This is a genomic window from Vibrio sp. R10-SG3-ISO3, from assembly GCF_059834225.1.
This window is the reverse complement of sequence record NZ_JCBDHE010000040.1, coordinates 77,824-92,329: the sequence shown is the minus strand read 5'-3', so window position 1 is coordinate 92,329 and position 14,506 is coordinate 77,824. Positions and strand designations below refer to the sequence as shown.

The following is a 14,506-nucleotide window of genomic DNA, read 5'->3' as shown; positions in this document are numbered from 1 at the left end:
ATTAGTTCGCCACGATGTTGAGAAGTTTGCCCGGGACGTAAATCACTTTACGAATCGTCAAGCCTTCTGTGAACTTGGTGACGTTCTCATCACCTAAACCGAGTGCTTCCACTTCTTCTTTGCTGGCATTGGCCGCCACAGTGAGTTTGGCACGTAGTTTACCGTTGACCTGAACGACGATCAGTTTCTCGTCTTCAACCAGTGCTTTCTCGTCATGTTGTGGCCAAGCCGTGTTGTCGATGTCTGTGATGTTGAGCGCATTGCCCATTTCAAAACAGATGTGCGGAGTGATAGGGTAAAGCATTACGACCACGGCTTTCAGTGCTTCATCCAAAATCGCACGATCTTGCGCTGAGTCTTGTGGCGCTTTTGATAGCTTGTTCATCAGCTCCATGATCGCCGCAATAGCGGTATTGAAAGTTTGACGACGTGCAACATCATCGGTCACTTTAGCAATGGTTTTGTGGACATCACGACGCAATGCTTTTTGGTCACCCGACAAGGAAGACGCATCCACTGCTTCAGCTGCGCCTTTTGATGTGTGCTCATTGACCAGTTTCCACACGCGTTTCAGGAAGCGGTTCGCGCCTTCTACACCAGACTCTTGCCATTCCAATGTCATATCGGCTGGCGAGGCAAACATCATAAATAGACGTACAGTGTCAGCGCCGTACTTGTCGACCATCTCTTGTGGGTCAATGCCGTTATTTTTCGATTTAGACATCTTAATCATGCCTGAGTGCGTCACATCACGGCCCGCGTTGTCTTTGGCTGAAATAATGCGACCTTTACCGTCACGTTCGACAGCCACATCGGTCGGCGCTACCCACTCTTTACCACCTTTTTCGTTCTCAAAGTAGAAGGCGTCTGCCAGTACCATGCCTTGACATAGCAGTTGCTTGAACGGCTCGTCAGAGGTGACGTAACCAGCATCACGCAGGAGTTTGTGGAAGAAGCGAGAGTAGAGAAGGTGCATACACGCGTGCTCGATACCACCAACGTATTGATCAACTGGTAGCCAGTAGTTGGCTTTTTCAGGATCAAGGATGTCGTCCGCTTGTGGTGAACAGTAACGCGCGTAGTACCAAGATGATTCCATAAAGGTATCGAAGGTGTCTGTCTCACGCAGCGCAGGTTCGCCATTGAATGTGGTCTTCGCCCACTCTTTGTCGGCTTTGATTGGGCTTGTTACGCCGTCCATGACCACGTCTTCTGGAAGAATGACTGGCAGTTGGTCAGCAGGGACAGGGTGAACTTCGCCATCTTCCGTGGTGACCATTGGGATTGGTGCGCCCCAGTAACGCTGACGAGATACACCCCAGTCACGCAGACGGAAGTTAACAGTTTTAGTCCCTTTGCCTTCAGCTTCTAGTTTCGCTGCGATTGCGTCGAATGCCGCTTGGAATTCTAGACCGTCGAATTCACCAGAATCGAACAGTACGCCTTTTTCTGTGTAGGCCGCTTCAGAGATGTCGAGCTCACTGCCATCAACGGGTTTGATAACCGGTACGATATCGAGACCGTATTTGGTCGCAAACTCGTAGTCACGTTGGTCGTGCGCCGGTACCGCCATAACTGCACCTGTACCGTAATCCATCAGGACGAAGTTCGCCACAAAGATTGGCACTTCACGACCGTTCAATGGATGAATAGCAGTAAGGCCCGTCGCCATACCTTTCTTCTCCATGGTCGCCAGTTCCGCTTCCGCGACTTTGTTGTTCTTACACTCATCGATAAACGCAGCAAGCTCTGGGTTGGTTTGAGCCGCCAGAGCAGCAAGAGGGTGACCTGCCGCGATGCCCACGTACGTCACACCCATGAGTGTGTCAGGGCGTGTTGTGTAGACTTCTAGGTCTTGTTGACCCTTGACTTTAAATTTGAGTTCAACACCTTCAGAGCGACCGATCCAGTTGCGCTGCATGGTTTTCACCATTTCAGGCCAGCCGTCTAGATTGTCGAGATCGTCTAGTAGCTCTTGAGCGTATTCAGTGATCTTGATGAACCACTGTGGAATTTCTTTTTGCTCTACAGGCGTGTCACAACGCCAGCAGCAGCCATCTTCAACCTGCTCGTTGGCAAGAACGGTTTGGTCGTTTGGACACCAGTTAACAGAAGAGGTCTTCTTGTAAACGAGGCCTTTTTGATAAAGCTTAGTGAAGAACTCTTGTTCCCAACGGTAGTACTCTGGCGTACATGTCGCGAACTCACGGTTCCAGTCATAACCGAAGCCAAGAAGCTTAAGCTGGTTCTTCATGTATTCGATGTTTTCGTAAGTCCAAGGCGCTGGTGCCGTGTTGTTTTTCACCGCCGCGTTTTCAGCCGGAAGACCAAATGCATCCCAACCGATAGGCTGCATGACGTTTTTGCCTTGCAGACGTTGGAAACGAGAGACCACATCACCGATGGTGTAGTTACGCACGTGACCCATGTGTAGACGACCACTTGGGTAAGGGAACATAGACAGACAGTAGAATTTTTCTTTATTTGGGTCTTCACTTACAACAAAGGTCTTGTTGTCATCCCAGTGCTTTTGAACTTTCTGTTCAATATCTTGCGGGTTGTATTGCTCTTGCATCGATGATATCCGGTTATCTTGGAAATTGTGAGTTCAGTTCGAACAGACATAAATAGATCGTCATAGAATACCTAAAGGAGAGGTGCACAACAATAGCGGAAATTCTGGATTATTCCTAAGGAGGTCACCATGGCAAAACAGAAAGCCGGTTATGAGGAGATGTTTGAGGATGTTCTCGAAGCCCTCAAACATAGCCCGGAAGAAGTCAACCATGTGCTAGAGACATCAGGTAAGGTGGTCGAGGCGGCGAACGATTTAACTAAAGACGAATTGGCGCTGGTTTCCGCCTATGTCAAATCAGACTTGAAGGAGTTTGCCGACAACTATGACCGCTCGAAAAGCAGCCCTTTCTATCTGATGATTGCAGACTCGATTTGGCAAGGCTTGCTTGAGATAACCGATCGAACCAAAGTGGAGTGGGTGGAGCTATTTACAGACTTGGAGCACCAAGGACTTTATCAGGCCGGTGAGGTGATAGGGCTTGGGGTGTTGGTCTGTGACGATTGTGGCCACAAAACCGAATACAACCACCCCACTACTATCATTGCTTGTACTAAATGCGGTTGCAAAGGCTTTACGCGGCAAGCGCTACAACCTTAACCGCGTGGTTGTTTTACTGAGTGATGGGGCGTTCGCCCCGTCTTGAAGACAGAAATGCCCCCAACAGACTCAATGCCGCCCAGCAATACAATGGCCACGTACCCCATTGATGATACGGCGTTTGCCCTGTGGTGGAACCCACTTGTGTAGTGAGCACTGCGGTTTCAAACTGCGGGATTTGCGCGGTGATCTTTCCTTGATAGTCTGTTACCGCCGTGACGCCATTATTGGTCGAACGAATCACAGGCTTACCCAGTTCTAACGCACGCATTCGTGCGATTTCCATGTGTTGCAGCGGGCCAATCGAGTGACCAAACCAGGCGTCATTGGAGAGAGTCAAAATGAAGTCGGTCTCATCGTTCACGTTTTGCCTTACTTGGTCGTTAAAGATGATCTCATAACAGAGCGCGGGCGCGAAATGGCGACCGTTGGCGTACACGTTGGGTTGGATAAACGCGCCGCCACTGAAAGAAGACATCGGCAGATTAAAAAAAGGAGCCAGTGGGCGTAGTATCTCCTCAAAAGGCACGAACTCACCAAAGGGTAGAAGATGATGCTTGTGGTAGCGATCGCTGAGATCATAACGGTACTCATCACGCCCAGACTTACCTAAGGTCAAGATGCTATTGAAGAACTGACGCTGCTCACCCATATTGACAACGCCGGTGATCACGGCGCTGTCGTTCATCTTCGCCGCTGAGTCTAAGTTGGAGAGAAAAGAGGCGATTTCAAATTCAAACGCAGGAATCGCCGCTTCTGGCCAGATGATGATATCGGCATTCCAGTTTTCACGGGTCAAATCGGTGTACTTCATCATGGTCGGCCAACGTTGACTCGGAACCCATTTGATTGCTTGGTCAATGTTGCCCTGAATCAACGCAAAACGAGTGCTGCTATCTGGATTTGGCGTTACCCACTGTGCACTGCGCAGACCGAAGCCTGTTGCGAGAATGACAAGGGGAACCCACAGGATTGACCATTGGCGGCGAAGCCACGCAAAGGCTAGGGCACTCGCGCTTAACACACACAAAAGGGTAATCAGCTCAACGCCACCTAGCGGGGCGAACTGGGCAAGCGGGCTATCGATTTGACTGTAGCCGAGCCACAACCATGGAAAGCCAGTCATTACCCAGCCTCGTAACCAATCCATAATCAGCCAAAGAGCCGGAAAGGCAAAGAAATAGCGGCGCCTTGAGAGTGCAGGAAACCACTTATTTATCAGGTAACAGGCGAGTGCCGAATAGAGAGCGAGATAGCCGACCAACAGCGCCATTAAAAACAGACTGGCGATTTTGGGCATGCCGCCGAAGGTATCAATACTGACATGCACCCAGCTGATGCCGGTGGCAAATTGACCAAGTCCCCAAGCATAACCAATCGCAAAACTGCGTTTACTCGACTGCTGGTGGATGAGAAGCAGCAGCAGTGCAGGGCTGATAATCGCTAAGGGCCACAGTTGATAAGGTGCAAAAGCAAACGTGGTTGCGGCGCCAACAAAAACGGCCGCGAACGGCCGTTTTAGGCGATGAATGAGGGGATTCATCATGGATGTGATCTCTAATACTACTCTTGAGTAGGCTCAGGTTGAGCGTCTTCTTCTGGGATAGTCACTTGAAGTTGCAGTACGCGGCGGTTGTCCGCGGCGGTGACTTTAAAGCTGTAGTTGTCGATTTCCAGCACTTCCCCTCGTGAAGGCAAGTGACCGAACGCCGTCATGACTAAGCCTCCTACAGTATCGACTTCCTCATCGCTGAAAGAAGTGCCGAATGTGGTGTTAAAGGTTTCGATCGTTGTCAGCGCCTTCACCGCAAAGGTGTGTTTGCTTAACTTGCGGATATCGATCTCTTCCTCATCGTCGAATTCATCTTCGATTTCACCGACGATCTCTTCCAAGATGTCTTCGATCGTCACCAATCCAGACACACCACCGAATTCGTCGACGACAATCGCCATGTGGTAACGCTCTTCACGAAACTCTTTAAGGAGTCGGTCAACGCGTTTACTTTCAGGAACAACCACCGCAGGGCGGATCACTTCCTCAATGTTAAATGGCGAGCTGTCAGAGCCTAAGTATTTTAATAAGTCCTTCGCTAGTAGGATGCCTTCAACGTGGTCTTTGTCTTCACTAATGACAGGGTAGCGAGAGTGCTGCGCATCGGTAATCAGCATCACTAGCGCATCCAAATCGTCATTGCGGTCAATAGTGACCATCTGAGAGCGAGGCAGCATGATATCACGCACTCGCATCTCGGAAATCTCCATGACACCTTCGAGCATGTCGCGGGTGTCATGGTCAATTACGTCGTTTACTTCCGAGTCGCGGAATACTTCCACTAACTCTTGGCGATCTTTTGGGTCGCCCTGGAAGATTTGGCCCAGGCGTCCGAAGAAGGACTTTCTACTCGGACCTTCAGATTTTTCTTTCTTACCTTCTAAGGCAGAGGGAGAATTGTCGTCGTTCATTGTTTCTCATTTTAGTCACGCTACCAAAGTGTGGTAGCTCACATGGCACTCGCGCTCATGGAGGTGATTGAGCGTCGAGTGACGATGCTGAGTGCCGAAAGCCGACACTCAATCTTCCATTTCATAAGGATTGGCGATGCCCATTTTGTCTAGAATTTCAATTTCCAGTGACTCCATTTCTTCGGCTTCGTCATCCTCAATATGATCATAACCTAGCAGATGCAAGCTACCATGTACAACCATATGCGCCCAATGTGCCATCAAGGGTTTACCTTGTTCATTGGCTTCTTGTTCAACCACTTGGCGACAGATAATCAGGTCGCCCAGCAAATCCATCTCGATACCCGGTGGTGCTTCGAAAGGAAAAGACAACACATTGGTTGGCTTGTTTTTGCCGCGATATTCGTGATTGAGCTGTTGGCTCTCTTCACTATCTACGATGCGAATCGTCACTTCCGCATCCGGTTGAAAAAGGGTGACCGCGGCGTTTAGCCATTGGCTAAACTGCTCGAATGTCGGTAGACCCGTTTCTTGTTCGACCGCGAGTTGCAGATCGAGTTCGATACTCATGACTCTTTACTCTCAGTCGAAGGGGTAATGTGCGCCTGTGGCGCAGACGCGACCTGAGTTTCGAGCAGTTTCGCTTCGCGCTCTTCACGGCGACGCTTTTCATACTCTTTGCGCTCTTTTTGATCTTGCGCTTCCCATTTTTCATAGGCGTTGACGATACGAGCGACGACAGGGTGGCGAACCACGTCATCAGACTGGAAGAAGTTAAAGCTGATCTCCTCAACGTCACTGAGCACTTCAATCGCATGACGCAGGCCAGACTTCGCGCCGCGTGGTAAGTCGATTTGCGTGACATCACCGGTGATCACAGCCCGTGAGTTAAAGCCGATACGAGTCAAAAACATTTTCATCTGTTCGACTGTGGTGTTCTGGCTTTCGTCGAGAATGATAAACGCATCATTCAAGGTTCGGCCGCGCATGTACGCAAGCGGCGCCACTTCAATGACATTACGTTCAATCAGTTTCTCGACCTTCTCAAAACCGAGCATCTCAAACAGCGCATCGTAAAGTGGGCGCAGATAAGGGTCGACTTTTTGGCTCAAATCACCCGGCAGGAAACCGAGCTTTTCACCGGCTTCGACCGCAGGACGCGTGAGTAGAATACGGCGAATTTCTTGGCGCTCTAATGCGTCGACTGCAGCGGCGACCGCAAGGTAGGTTTTACCCGTACCGGCAGGGCCAATACCAAAGCTGATGTCGTGCGTCACCATGTTGACGAGATACTGGGCTTGGTTTGGCGTACGTGGTTTGATTACGCCCTTCTTCGTTTTGATGAAGACTTCTTTGCCATGCTCAATATTCGACTCAAGATTTTGCTCAAGGACGCCCGTTTCTTTGATCGCAAGATGGATTTCGTCAGGCTCAATATCAGGAATGGTGCCACGTACTGGCGCCGTGTTGACGTAGAGTGTTTTGACGATTTCAAGCGCTGCCGCGGCAGTATGAGGCTTACCTACGATGGTAAAAAAGTTGCCTCGGTAGCTGATCTCTACCCCTAAACGTCGCTCAAGGTGTTTGATGTTGTCATCGAATGGACCGCATAGACTGGCGAGTCGGCGGTTATCTGAAGGTTCTAGATCGATTTCTAGCGTAACGATTTTATTGCTCAAAGTTGCCTCACATAATTGGCCATTTAAGAAAGCCCGATTGAGACCGGGCTTCCAATGGCGACAGTTCCTATTACTAAGATGGCTACTTAGTTAGGCATTTTCAAGACTAAGGCGTAAAGGTTGCTACACCTAGCTCATCTTCGCGTTTGGTTTTTGCCATCATCTGTGTCGGTGAAATGACGCTGCGCAGATCCATCTCTTTCTCTGTGCGGATGATTTCACCACGTAGCGAGTTGGCAAACACGTCAGTGATCTTAACATCAACAAACTGACCGATCAGTTCGGCGTTGCCTTCGAAGTTCACCACTCGGTTGTTCTCTGTACGAGCGCGAAGCTCCATTAGATTCTTTTTCGATGGCCCTTCAACTAGCACACGTTGCTCAGTGCCAAGCATCAAACGCGAATAGCGCATCGCTTGACTGTTGATCACTTGCTGCAATTCGTAGAGGCGCTCTTTCTTCTCTTGCTCGGAGATATCACACGGGTAGTCCGCCGCTGGTGTACCAGGACGTGGTGAGAAGATAAAGCTAAAGCTCATGTCGAAGTCGACATCTTTAATCAGCTTCATGGTGTCTTGGAAGTCTTTGTCTGTTTCACCTGGGAAGCCGACAATGAAATCTGAACTGATTTGAATGTCAGGACGCGCTTTACGTAGCTTGCGAATGATCGATTTGTACTCGATAGCAGTGTGCGGGCGCTTCATCATCGTCAAGATACGATCGCTGCCGCTTTGCACGGGTAGGTGCAAGAAGCTAACAAGCTCTGGCGTGTCTTCATAAACCGCGATAATGTCATCGGTGAACTCGAGCGGGTGGCTGGTTGTAAAGCGGATGCGATCAATGCCATCGATCGACGCGACCAGACGGAGCAATTCAGCGAAGCTGCAAATCTCACCATCATGAGTAGGGCCACGATAGGCGTTTACGTTTTGGCCAAGCAAGTTGACTTCACGTACGCCTTGCTCCGCTAACTGGGCGATTTCAAACAGCACGTCATCCATAGGACGGCTGACTTCTTCACCACGGGTGTATGGCACCACGCAGTAGGTACAGTATTTCGAGCAACCTTCCATGATAGAGACGAACGCCGTTGCCCCTTCAGCGCGAGGCTCAGGCAGACGGTCAAATTTCTCAATTTCTGGGAAGGAGATGTCCATCACTGGCGCATCATCGGATTGCGACTGCTTGATCATTTCTGGCAAGCGATGCAGAGTTTGCGGGCCAAAAATGACGTCAACGTAAGGAGCACGCTCACGGATGTGGTCGCCTTCTTGAGTGGCAACACAGCCACCAACGCCAATCACCACATCTGGCTTTTTATCTTTCAACGTTTTCCAACGGCCGAGCTGGTGGAAGACCTTTTCTTGCGCCTTCTCACGGATAGAACAGGTGTTCAGTAGCAACACGTCTGCTTCGTCTGGTTCTTCTGTGAGTTCATAGCCGTTTGCGGCATTCAGGAGATCGGCCATTTTTGATGAATCGTACTCGTTCATCTGACAGCCCCAGGTTTTTATTAGCAGTTTCTTACTCATGTTGTTCGCTCGATCGTTAGTTTAAATTAAGGGAGCAAATCGCCCATTGGTTCCAGTTGGCCAAGGTATTGAGTGACTCAATTGGCCGATTTTTCACCGCTTGTGCGGCGTTAAGCGGCGTATTGTACTGCTTTCAATGGCGAGTGACCAGAAGCAATTCTAGCCTAGTGGTTACAAGGGTTTGCCCGTATCCCCATCAAGGTTTTTAGTTACAAATTGGCACTCAAACCGTACAATCGAAAATAGCCTTTGAATCAATACGATGAAGTACAAACTATGAACAAGTATGATGTGGCCGTGATTGGCGGAGGAATGGTAGGCGCAGCTGTCGCGCTCGGGTTTGCGGAGCAAGGTCGACGTGTCGTGGTGATCGAAGGGAAGGCACCGACACCGTACGCACCGCAACAAGCGATGGATGTCCGCGTCTCCGCGATATCGAATCATTCGGTTGCCCTGCTTGAATCGCTAGGGGCATGGCAAGCCATTCAGTCGATGCGCGCCTGTCCTTACAAACGTCTAGAAACGTGGGAGCATCCCGAATGCCGGACCCGCTTTCACAGTGACGATGTCGCTTGTGATCAATTGGGCTACATCGTTGAGAACCGCATCATTCAATTGGGGCTCTGGTCGCAGTTCTCTGCATGGCCGAATCTGGCGTTGCGCTGCCCCGTGACGGTCGAGCACATCGAATATGGCCCAGTGAATCAAGTGACGCTATCAGACGGTGAGGTTATCGAAGCCGGGCTGATTGTCGGGGCCGATGGTGCTCATTCTCGCGTCAGACAGAGTGCAGGCATTGGCATCACTGCTTGGGACTACAGGCAGCATTGCATGCTGATTAATGTCAAAACCGATCTCCCTCAACAAGACATCACTTGGCAGCAATTTACGCCGTCGGGACCGCGCTCATTTTTACCTCTATGTGGTCATCAAGCCTCTCTGGTCTGGTACGACACACCAAAGCGTATTCGTCAGTTAAAGGCGATGACGCCGCTTCAACTTGCCAGCGAAATAAAGACTCATTTTCCTGCTGAGCTTGGCGGTATTGAGGTGATCCAGTCTGGCTCATTCCCGTTAACTCGCCGCCATGCACAGCGCTACTATACGCCCCACTGCGTCCTGGTTGGGGATGCCGCGCACACCATCAATCCACTGGCAGGGCAGGGGGTGAATCTCGGCTTTAAAGATGTGGAGGCTTTGCTGAACGTGACGCGCGATCATGAAGAGATTCTTTTGTCGCACTTAGCGCAATATGAACGTCGTCGTCGACCTGATAATTTGCTGATGCAAACCGGGATGGATCTGTTTTATAAAGGGTTTAGCAATGACAAGGTACCGCTTAAGTGGATAAGAAATGCGGCGCTGAAAGTGGCAGAACACTCTGGTCCCATCAAACATCAAGTATTGCGTTATGCGTTGGGTATGGACGCTTCACTCTAGCGCAGAAAACAAAAAACGCAGCGTAAAGCTGCGTTTTGTTATTCTCGTGACGCTAATTACTTAGTCACACGTAGAACAGGTGTTTCACCAACAGTGACAGAACCAGACAGTTTGTTCAACTCTTTGATTTCATCCATGTTAGAAATAACAACAGGTGTTAGCGTTGATTTTGCTTTTTCTTCTAGAAGTGCTAGATCGAACTCAATGATAGTGTCACCAGCTTTCACTGTTTGACCTTCTTCAGCGATACGCTTGAAGCCTTCGCCTTTCAGTTCAACGGTATCGATACCGAAGTGAACAAAAAGCTCAACACCATCGTCAGACTCGATAGAAAACGCGTGGTTTGTTTCGAAGATCTTACCGATAGTACCGTTTACAGGAGCAACCATTTTGTCGCCTGCTGGTTTGATTGCAATACCGTCGCCAACGATTTTCTCAGCGAAAACCACATCAGGCACGTCTTCGATATTTACGATTTCACCAGAAAGTGGCGCGATGATCTCGATTGCACCAGCGTCAGCGCTGTCATCTGATACTAGCTTCTTAAGTTTGTCAAACAGACCCATTGTGTCATGCTCCTAACGTTTAATTTAATTCTGTCGAATTATAGTATACCAATCTCACGAGATAGACGACTATTTTTAGTCGTCTATCTCCTTCTTACCTAAACAGATTCGTTCATTACAAACGCCTGATTAGGCAACAAGGCTCCCCCCAGATCGGAGATTGGTATTAGCCGGTTATAGTGATTTTTCAGCGATGAACTTATCAACTACCGCTTCAATTTCAGCCGCTGTTGGTAGAGACAGTGCCTCTTCCGCCATTGCTTTCACTTCCGCGTAGTTTGAGTTACGAATCACTTTCTTCACTTTAGGAATAGAGATGCCGCTCATTGAGAACTCATCCAGCCCCATACCTAATAATAGTAGCGTTGCGCGCTCATCGCCCGCTAGCTCACCACACATACCTGTCCATTTGCCTTCCGCGTGCGATGCATCAATGACTTGCTTGATGACCGTAAGAACCGCTGGTGACAGTGGGTTGTATAGGTGAGAAATCATTTCGTTACCACGGTCTACCGCGAGTGTGTACTGGGTAAGATCGTTGGTACCGATTGAGAAGAAGGCCACTTCTTTTGCAAGGTGTGGTGCAATCGCTGCCGCTGCTGGTGTTTCCACCATGACACCGATTTCGATCTCTTCATCAAATGCCAGACCTTCTGCACGAAGCTCTGCTTTGTATTCTTCAATCGCCGCTTTCAGTTCACGAATCTCTTCTACAGAGATGATCATTGGGAACATGATGCGCAGCTTACCGTGTGCAGATGCACGTAGGATGCCACGCAGCTGGTCGCGTAGGATTTCACGACGGTCTAGGCTGATACGTACAGCGCGCCAACCCAAGAATGGGTTCATCTCTTGTGGGAGATCCATGTACGGTAGGTCTTTGTCGCCACCGATATCCATAGTACGGATGATAACGGCTTCGCCGTTCATCGCTTCTGCCACTTCTTTGTACGCTTGGTACTGCTCTTCTTCTGTTGGTAGCGCATCGCGGTCCATGAACAAGAACTCAGTTCGGTACAGACCAACGCCTTCACCGCCATTGCGCAGTACGCCATCACAGTCTTTCACTGTACCGATGTTGCCGCACACTTCGACGCGGTGACCATCTAGAGTTTCAGCGTGAAGATCTTTCAGTTTTGCTAGCTCTTCTTTTTCAGCAAGGAATGCGGTTTTAACGGCTTTCGCTTCTTCTAGCTCAGCGTCAGATGGGTTGACGACAATCTTGTTGTTCATTGCGTCAAGAATCAGCATGTCGCCGTTCTTCACTTTCTTGGTAATGTCGTTGGTGCCCACGATCGCTGGCAATTCAAGTGAACGTGCCATGATTGAAGTGTGAGAAGTACGACCACCGATATCACAAGCAAAACCCAGTACGTAGTTAAGGTTGATCTGTGCTGTTTCTGATGGAGTCAGATCGTACGCAACTAGGATGACTTCTTGGTCAATATCGCTAAGAGAGACAATATTGATGCCCAGCGCGTTTTTCACAAAACGTGTACCGATATCACGGATATCTGTCGCACGCTCTTTGAGGTATTCGTCGTCTAAAGATTCAAGTGCTGCAGCTTGCTCTTCAATCACAGTGTGAATGGCATTGTCTGCATGCATCTTGTCATTTTTGATCAGCGCTAGGATTTCTTCTTCTAGCTCTTCGTCTTCAAGAAGCATGATGTGACCTTCAAAGATCGCTTCTTTTTCTTCACCGAAGGTTTCTAGTGCTTTCTGCTTGATGGTTTCAAGCTGAGCCGCTGATTTGTCACGTGCTTCAAAGAAACGTTTTACTTCAGCGTCGACTTGATCGTCAGAAATAGTGTGAGTGTTTAGGACAATTTCATCTTCTTGAAGGAGTAGTGCTTTACCGATAGCAATACCTGGAGATGCTAGGATGCCTGAAATCATAGCCTTACCTTAAATTGGTCAACTTTTAAACGGGAGAAATGGGTGCGCTAACGTTTATGTGTAGCTTAATCTTGGTGCTATTTCCAATATGATGGGATAGTTCGGCGCAAACGAGGTGGCCTGTTCATCGACCGGATCAAATTGGTATAAAGCCATTTTGCGTTGGCAAAATGGCTTTAATCAATAGCAGACCGATTAGTGTAGTTGGTCCATTAGAGCAACTAGGTGGTCAACTGCTTTCTGAGCCTGTGGGCCTTCAGCAGAGATAGTGACTACAGTACCTTTCACTAGGCCTAGAGTTTGTAGCTTAAATAGGCTCTTAGCGCTTGCACTTTTACCGTTAGAAGTCACAGTGATGTCCGCGTCAAATGCTTTTGCTTCTTTCACGAACTGTGCAGCTGGACGAGTGTGAAGACCGTTTTCTGCTGTGATTTCTACTTGCTTCTCGTACATGTTGTATACCCCAATTGATTTATTTTTAGATAGTTTATTAATTAGAAACAGCTTAACTCGGATTAAACGGTTGCGCTAGGCGACAGACGTTGTTTTCGTGTCAGAACTGATACTAATTGTATACTAGGTGCCGCGTGGTCAGTCTTTGCTGTTTTTCGCCGCAACTATAAAATCGTTTTAATGTTTTATTTTGATGCTAGAAATAAAACATCCCGATATTACCAAAGGTGGAGCCAGGATCAACAAAAAAGCCCCTGAACGGGGCTTTTTTAGACGAAAAATTGATTTCACCACATATTACTGTTGGTTCTCTTTCTCGGTGAAGATGCCTGCAAATAGCGCTGAGCTTAGGTAACGCTCACCCGAGCTTGGCAATACAGTAACGATGGTTTTGCCTTCAAATTCAGGAAGTTGAGCAAGGCGGTTTGCTGCAACCACTGCCGCGCCTGACGAGATACCCGCAAGGATACCTTCCTCTTCCATAAGACGACGAGCCATCTCAATTGCTTCTTCAGAAGTCACGGCTTCCACGCGGTCAATCAACGCTAAATCGAGGTTGCCTGGAATAAAGCCAGCGCCAATGCCTTGGATTTTGTGTGGTGCTGGTTTGATTTCTTCACCCGCGAGCGCTTGTGCAATCACAGGCGATTCCGCTGGCTCTACCGCTACGGAAACAATGTTTTTACCTTTTTCGCCTTTGATGTAGCGGCTTGTACCTGTGATGGTACCGCCGGTACCTACGCCTGCAACGAAGACATCGATTTCACCGTCTGTCGCGTCCCAGATTTCTGGACCAGTGGTTTTTTCGTGAATCTGTGGGTTCGCTGGGTTGTTGAACTGCTGAAGAAGCAGGTACTTGTCAGGGTTGCTCGCCACAATCTCTTCAGCTTTGTTGATTGCACCTTTCATGCCTTTCGCTGCTTCAGTTAGCTCTAGGTTCGCACCTAGGGCTTTCAGCAGTTTACGACGCTCTAGGCTCATCGACTCAGGCATCGTTAGGGTTAATTTGTAACCACGCGCCGCCGCGACGAAGGCAAGAGCAACACCGGTATTACCACTGGTTGGTTCAACAAGTTCAACGCCCGGCTTTAGCTTGCCTGCTTTCTCAGCTTCCCAAATCATGTTCGCGCCGATACGACACTTAACACTGAAGCTTGGGTTACGCGCTTCGATTTTAGCCAAGACTTTGCCGTTGCTCACTTTGTTAAGGCGAACAAGAGGGGTATTACCAATAGTCAGTGAATTATCTTCGTAGATTTTGCTCATGATGTAGTCCTTCATCGAAATATTGGCAGCGTGT

At 49.0% G+C, this 14,506-nt stretch carries 12 protein-coding genes; 2 read left to right on the top strand and 10 right to left on the bottom strand.

From position 1 onward, the window contains the following. Position 1: 1 nt before the first annotated feature. Entirely contained in the window at positions 2 to 2,575 is a 2,574-nt protein-coding gene (gene leuS / locus AC6R1A_RS10240) for a leucine--tRNA ligase (RefSeq protein ID WP_500633902.1), read from the bottom strand. Positions 2,576 to 2,704: 129 nt separating this feature from the next. Here leuS and AC6R1A_RS10235 point away from each other — a divergent pair, with 129 nt between their 5' ends. Continuing rightward, positions 2,705 to 3,175: a zinc ribbon-containing protein gene (locus tag AC6R1A_RS10235; protein ID WP_487903195.1), complete on the top strand. Its 471-nt coding sequence runs from the start codon at positions 2,705 to 2,707 to the stop codon at positions 3,173 to 3,175. Positions 3,176 to 3,188: 13 nt separating this feature from the next. Here AC6R1A_RS10235 and lnt read toward each other — a convergent pair whose 3' ends face one another. From lnt to miaB, 5 genes are all read right to left on the bottom strand, one after another. Beyond that, a complete protein-coding gene (gene lnt / locus AC6R1A_RS10230; RefSeq protein ID WP_500633901.1) occupies positions 3,189 to 4,721 on the bottom strand; it encodes an apolipoprotein N-acyltransferase in 1,533 nt (510 codons plus the stop codon). 17 nt (positions 4,722 to 4,738) lie between these two features. Beyond that, complete coding sequence (gene corC / locus AC6R1A_RS10225) at positions 4,739 to 5,638, bottom strand: CNNM family magnesium/cobalt transport protein CorC (RefSeq protein ID WP_334555150.1); 900 nt, start codon at positions 5,636 to 5,638, stop codon at positions 4,739 to 4,741. Positions 5,639 to 5,746: 108 nt separating this feature from the next. Then, positions 5,747 to 6,208, bottom strand: a complete 462-nt coding sequence (gene ybeY / locus AC6R1A_RS10220; RefSeq protein ID WP_500633900.1) for an rRNA maturation RNase YbeY — start codon at positions 6,206 to 6,208, stop codon at positions 5,747 to 5,749. Further along, positions 6,205 to 7,317, bottom strand: coding sequence for a PhoH family protein (locus AC6R1A_RS10215; protein WP_500633899.1), 1,113 nt, complete (start codon positions 7,315 to 7,317; stop codon positions 6,205 to 6,207). The genes ybeY and AC6R1A_RS10215 overlap by 4 nt, the downstream gene beginning before the upstream one ends. 106 nt (positions 7,318 to 7,423) lie before the next feature. Beyond that, positions 7,424 to 8,848 (bottom strand): tRNA (N6-isopentenyl adenosine(37)-C2)-methylthiotransferase MiaB, encoded by a 1,425-nt coding sequence (miaB, locus tag AC6R1A_RS10210; protein ID WP_500633898.1) that lies wholly within the window; start codon positions 8,846 to 8,848, stop codon positions 7,424 to 7,426. A 276-nt stretch (positions 8,849 to 9,124) separates the two neighbouring features. Here miaB and AC6R1A_RS10205 point away from each other — a divergent pair, with 276 nt between their 5' ends. Beyond that, positions 9,125 to 10,288, top strand: coding sequence for a 2-octaprenyl-3-methyl-6-methoxy-1,4-benzoquinol hydroxylase (locus AC6R1A_RS10205; RefSeq protein WP_500633897.1), 1,164 nt, complete (start codon positions 9,125 to 9,127; stop codon positions 10,286 to 10,288). Positions 10,289 to 10,344: 56 nt separating this feature from the next. Here AC6R1A_RS10205 and crr read toward each other — a convergent pair whose 3' ends face one another. The 4 genes from crr to cysK all read right to left on the bottom strand — a co-directional run bounded on the left by crr (position 10,345) and on the right by cysK (position 14,472). Next, on the bottom strand, positions 10,345 to 10,854 hold the full coding sequence (crr, locus tag AC6R1A_RS10200; protein ID WP_334555155.1) for a PTS glucose transporter subunit IIA: 510 nt from the start codon (positions 10,852 to 10,854) through the stop codon (positions 10,345 to 10,347). Positions 10,855 to 11,028: 174 nt separating this feature from the next. Continuing rightward, positions 11,029 to 12,753 (bottom strand): phosphoenolpyruvate-protein phosphotransferase PtsI, encoded by a 1,725-nt coding sequence (gene ptsI, locus AC6R1A_RS10195; RefSeq protein ID WP_500633896.1) that lies wholly within the window; start codon positions 12,751 to 12,753, stop codon positions 11,029 to 11,031. A 195-nt stretch (positions 12,754 to 12,948) separates the two neighbouring features. Continuing rightward, on the bottom strand, positions 12,949 to 13,206 hold the full coding sequence (locus AC6R1A_RS10190; RefSeq protein ID WP_334555157.1) for an HPr family phosphocarrier protein: 258 nt from the start codon (positions 13,204 to 13,206) through the stop codon (positions 12,949 to 12,951). Between the two features lie 297 nt (positions 13,207 to 13,503). Beyond that, on the bottom strand, positions 13,504 to 14,472 hold the full coding sequence (cysK, locus tag AC6R1A_RS10185) for a cysteine synthase A (RefSeq protein WP_500628830.1): 969 nt from the start codon (positions 14,470 to 14,472) through the stop codon (positions 13,504 to 13,506). Positions 14,473 to 14,506: the final 34 nt, after the last annotated feature.

Bases quoted from the DNA above. Each gene is read 5' to 3' on its own strand.
- leuS (WP_500633902.1), bottom strand. From the start codon at position 2,575: ATGCAAGAGCAATACAACCCGCAAGATATTGAACAGAAAGTTCAAAAG.
- AC6R1A_RS10235 (WP_487903195.1), top strand. From the start codon at position 2,705: ATGGCAAAACAGAAAGCCGGTTATGAGGAGATGTTTGAGGATGTTCTC.
- lnt (WP_500633901.1), bottom strand. From the start codon at position 4,721: ATGATGAATCCCCTCATTCATCGCCTAAAACGGCCGTTCGCGGCCGTT.
- corC (WP_334555150.1), bottom strand. From the start codon at position 5,638: ATGAACGACGACAATTCTCCCTCTGCCTTAGAAGGTAAGAAAGAAAAA.
- ybeY (WP_500633900.1), bottom strand. From the start codon at position 6,208: ATGAGTATCGAACTCGATCTGCAACTCGCGGTCGAACAAGAAACGGGT.
- miaB (WP_500633898.1), bottom strand. From the start codon at position 8,848: ATGAGTAAGAAACTGCTAATAAAAACCTGGGGCTGTCAGATGAACGAG.
- AC6R1A_RS10205 (WP_500633897.1), top strand. From the start codon at position 9,125: ATGAACAAGTATGATGTGGCCGTGATTGGCGGAGGAATGGTAGGCGCA.
- crr (WP_334555155.1), bottom strand. From the start codon at position 10,854: ATGGGTCTGTTTGACAAACTTAAGAAGCTAGTATCAGATGACAGCGCT.
- ptsI (WP_500633896.1), bottom strand. From the start codon at position 12,753: ATGATTTCAGGCATCCTAGCATCTCCAGGTATTGCTATCGGTAAAGCA.
- AC6R1A_RS10190 (WP_334555157.1), bottom strand. From the start codon at position 13,206: ATGTACGAGAAGCAAGTAGAAATCACAGCAGAAAACGGTCTTCACACT.
- cysK (WP_500628830.1), bottom strand. From the start codon at position 14,472: ATGAGCAAAATCTACGAAGATAATTCACTGACTATTGGTAATACCCCT.